This window comes from Streptomyces durbertensis, assembly GCF_014156695.1.
In the GTDB taxonomy this organism is placed as follows: Bacteria; Actinomycetota; Actinomycetes; order Streptomycetales; family Streptomycetaceae; genus Streptomyces; species Streptomyces durbertensis.
In genome coordinates this window covers 1-3817 of record NZ_WMLF01000487.1, presented here as the reverse complement: position 1 = coordinate 3817, position 3817 = coordinate 1, and the positions used below count along the sequence as shown (strand labels likewise).

4 protein-coding genes are annotated in these 3817 nt (G+C 73.5%); 3 read left to right on the top strand and 1 reads right to left on the bottom strand.

Annotated elements, in window-relative coordinates:
- Positions 1-102 precede the first annotated feature (102 nt).
- From GL263_RS23145 to uppS, 3 genes are all read left to right on the top strand, one after another.
- Complete coding sequence (locus tag GL263_RS23145) at positions 103-723, top strand: ATP-binding cassette domain-containing protein (RefSeq protein WP_182857686.1); 621 nt, start codon at positions 103-105, stop codon at positions 721-723.
- A complete protein-coding gene (locus GL263_RS23140; protein ID WP_323379533.1) occupies positions 720-1637 on the top strand; it encodes an ABC transporter permease in 918 nt (305 codons plus the stop codon). The genes GL263_RS23145 and GL263_RS23140 overlap by 4 nt, the downstream gene beginning before the upstream one ends.
- Positions 1638-1712: 75 nt before the next feature.
- Positions 1713-3527, top strand: a complete 1815-nt coding sequence (gene uppS, locus GL263_RS23135; RefSeq protein ID WP_323379532.1) for a polyprenyl diphosphate synthase — start codon at positions 1713-1715, stop codon at positions 3525-3527.
- 9 nt (positions 3528-3536) lie between these two features.
- Here uppS and GL263_RS23130 read toward each other — a convergent pair.
- Positions 3537-3817: PI-PLC domain-containing protein (locus GL263_RS23130; RefSeq protein WP_182857684.1), on the bottom strand; the 281-nt coding region annotated here is incomplete at its 5' end.

Here is a 3817-nt window from a genome sequence, read left to right as displayed (position 1 = left end):
GGCCGGGGCGGGGTGCGTCCGGCGTGCCCGTGTCCGGCGCAGGGCTTGATCGTTAGGCCGTTCGGTGACGGTCTGGTCGGGTCCAGCCGGGGGAGGATGGGTTTGGAGGTCACGGACGTTCATCACGCGTATCGGCGGCGCCGCCTGGTGCTGCGGGGTGTGGATCTGCGGCTTCGGGCCGGGACCTTGTGCGGGATCGTGGGGGAGAACGGGGCCGGGAAGTCGACGCTGTTGAGGGTGCTGTCCGGTGAGTTGCGGCCGACGCGCGGCACGGTCCGGCACGGCGGCCGGTTCGGGTACTGCCCGCAGCACGTGGTGCTGAACAACGCGCTGACCGTCCGGCAGCATCTGAGCTATTTCCAGACGGCGTACCGCCTGCCCGATGTCCGGTACGCCGAGGAGATCATGGACGTGCTGGGCTTCACCGAGTACGCCGACGAGCGGGCGGGGGTGCTCAGCGGCGGGACGCGGCAGAAGCTGAACGTGACGCTGGCGCTCATGCACGATCCGCAGGTGCTTCTGCTGGACGAGCCGTACCAGGGCTTCGACTGGGACACCTACCAGCGCTTCTGGGACCTGGCCGGGCGGCTGCGGGACGCGGGGCGCTCGGTCCTGGTCGTCTCGCATCTGGCGTACGACGCGGAACGGCTGGACCGGCTGTGGCGGCTCGACGGCGGGCGGCTCCGCCCGGAGGGGCCGGGAGAGGCGGGGGCCGCGGCGTGAGGTTTCATCTGACTCGGTTTGCGGTCGCGACCCGTTTCACGCTCGTCGAGCACGGCCGCAACCGGTTTGCCATGGTCCTGGTGGTGCTTTTTGTCCCGGTGTGGACGCTGCTGGCGTACTTCTCGATGCCCGACGCCCCGGCCGAGATGCAACTCCGCGCGACCGGGGAGGTCCTGGCCCCGCGCGGCAACGAACTCACGGCGATCAGCGGCGCGTTGAACGCCGTCACGCTCATCACCGGCTTCATGATGTTCGCCGCCACGTTCTCGGGCAGCGGCTTCGACCGGCGGCTGGCCATGGCTGGCTATCCGCGCGCCCACCTGGTGCTGGCCAAGGTCACCGCGCTGGCGCTGGTCTCGGCGGCGGTCGCCGGCTACGCAACCGCCGTCGCCTGCCTGACGTGGTCGCCCCGGCAGCCGCTGCTGCTCGCCGAGGCGCTGTTCTGCGCCGGTATGACCTACGGCGCGCTCGGCGTCGGGTTCGGCTGCCTGCTGCGCCGGGAGGTGGAGGGCATGTTCGCGATCGTGATGACCAGCATCATCGACCTGGCGTTGCAGAACCCCATCAGCAGCTCCGGTGCCGACACTCCCGTCATGCGCTTCCTGCCGTCCTACGGGGCCATGCAGGCGAGTACGGCGGCCGGGTTCTCGACGAGCCCGCTGCCCGGCTACCTGGCCATCCAGCTCAGCTGGTTCGCGGCGGCGTCGGCGCTCGCGCTGGTGGGTTTCCGGCACAGCACGCGCGGCTTCCTCGCGCACGGCGCCCTGCCGCCGAGCGTCGAGGCCCCGCCGCCCGGGCCGGGCGGCGGCACGGCGGTCGTTCCCGCCCCGCGCCGGGCGGCCGTCACGTCGCCGGCCAGCACGCCGCCGCCCGTCACGCCGTCGGCCGCGGCGTCCGACAAGGAAGCACGCTGAGGTCCCGTCGCCCCCATGCGAACCATACGAACCACACCACAGCCCACGACGGCGGAGCCCGACACGGTCACGCGAGTGCCGCGGGGGCGAGCCACCGCGCGGTCGCTCACCGGTGGCGATCCGGCCCTGCGGGAGGCGTACCGGCTGTGCCGGCGCACCACACGGCGGCACGATCCCGGGATCCACGCCCTCATCCGGCTGATGCCGGCGGTGCTGCGTCCGGCCGGGTGGGCGCTGTGGGCGGCGGCGAGCGTGCTGGACGACCTGGCCGACCGGCGGGACGTGGAGCCGGCCGAGCGCGCCCGCCGCGTCGAGGCGTGGACGGAGGCCCTGCGGCGCGACCTGGCGGCCGGCACGAGCACGGACCCGGTCCGGCACGCCCTCGTCGACACCGCCCTGCGCTGGCGGCTGGACCTGTCCGGTCTGCGAGGCGCCATGATCGGCGCCCGGGAGGACACCCGGGGCCGGAGCTTCGCCGACTGGGCCGAGTGGCGGGAGTGGAGCAACGAGGGGATCGTGCCCTGGGTGGACCAGGTCCGCCACCTGTTCGAGCAGGTCGGAGCGCCGATGACGCTCAGGCTGGAGCGGCGCCGCGACTACGAGCATTTTGTCAACGGCGCCCAGCTCACCGACCTGCTCACCGACCTCGGAGCCGACCTCGCCCAGGGGCTGCTGCTCCTGCCGCACGAGGCCCTGGACGCCCGGCCCGGAGCCGAGGACGACCTGCGGGCGCGGCACTGGAGCCCCGCCGTGGCGGCGGTGGTCGGCGAAGCGACGGCGCTGGCCCGCCGATGGCTGACCAGGCCCGCCATGACACGGGGCATGCACCCGGGCGCCGCCACCGTGCTCGACACGGCCGCACGCCTGCTCCGCGCCCAGCTTGACGCCGTCGACGCGGCCGGACCCGCCCTGCTCACGCGCTCCCCGGCGCCGTCCCTCGCCGCGCGCGGCCGCGTCCTCGTCCCCGCACACGTCCGCTCCCGCCTCGCGTGGAGCCTGACACCGCTGAGCGTGCCCCGGCCGCTGACCGTGCCCCGGCCGCGCGGACCCGTGACGTCGCGCGAGGACGGGCAGGGCCCGGTGGCCGAGGCGACCGCCCTGCGGCCCCCGCCGCCGCACACCGAGGGTGTCCGGCCCCCTCGGATCGCCGCCGACCGGATGCCCGCCCACGTCGCGATCATCATGGACGGCAACGGCCGCTGGGCCGAGGAGCGCGGCCTGCCACGCTCCGAAGGCCACCGCGCCGGCACCGCCGCCGCGTACGAGATGGTCTACGGCGCCCTGGAGATCGGCCTGCGCCACCTCACCCTCTACGCGTTCTCCACGGAGAACTGGAAGCGCGACGGCGAGGAGATCAAGACGATCATGGAAGGGGTCAGGCGCGAGGTCGACGAGGGCCCTGTCCGTGAACTCGACGTACGCCAGCGGTGGTTGGGGCGGTGCGACCGGCTTCCCGAGGACGTGGTAGAGGCCATCGACAGGGAGGAACGGCGGACCCGTTCCCGCACCGGACTGATTCTCACCGTGTGCCTCGACTACGGCGGCCGCGACGAGGTCACCCGCGCCGCCGCGGCCCTCGCCCGGGCGGCCCGGGCGGGCGACGTGGACCCCGATCTCATCGGCGAGGACGACTTCGCCCGCCATCTGCCCCACCCCGACATGCCGGACGTCGACCTGCTGTGGCGCACCGGCGACGAACAGCGCACCTCCAACTTCCTTCCCTGGCAGGCCGCTTACGCCGAGCTGTACTTCACCCCCCACTGCTGGCCGGACGTCGACCGGCGCGACCTGTGGCAGGCCGTCGCCGAGTACGGCCGACGCCGGCGCCGTTTCGGCGCCGCCCCTCTGATCTCTCCCCGCAGACCACCGGAGGACCCCGGCGTCGGCTGACGGAAGCAATCAGGTGGGGAAGTCGTTGAGCTGGTAGACGTGCTGGACGAGGCCGGGGGTGACGGTGTCGGCGAAGTCGAGTAGGAGTGCGCCGTAGTGGGGGCGGGCGCCGCGCCGGTGCTCGTCGGTGAGGCGGGCGGAGAGGCGCGGGTTCAGGTACTCGGCGTAGCGGCGCGGGGAGGGGATGAGGTCGCCGCCGGTGGTGCTGAGGTAGTTGACGGCGAGGCGGGTGGTGTGGGGGCCTTCGGCGGCCGAGGCGTCTAGGTGACGCTGGAAGGCGTCCCACTTCT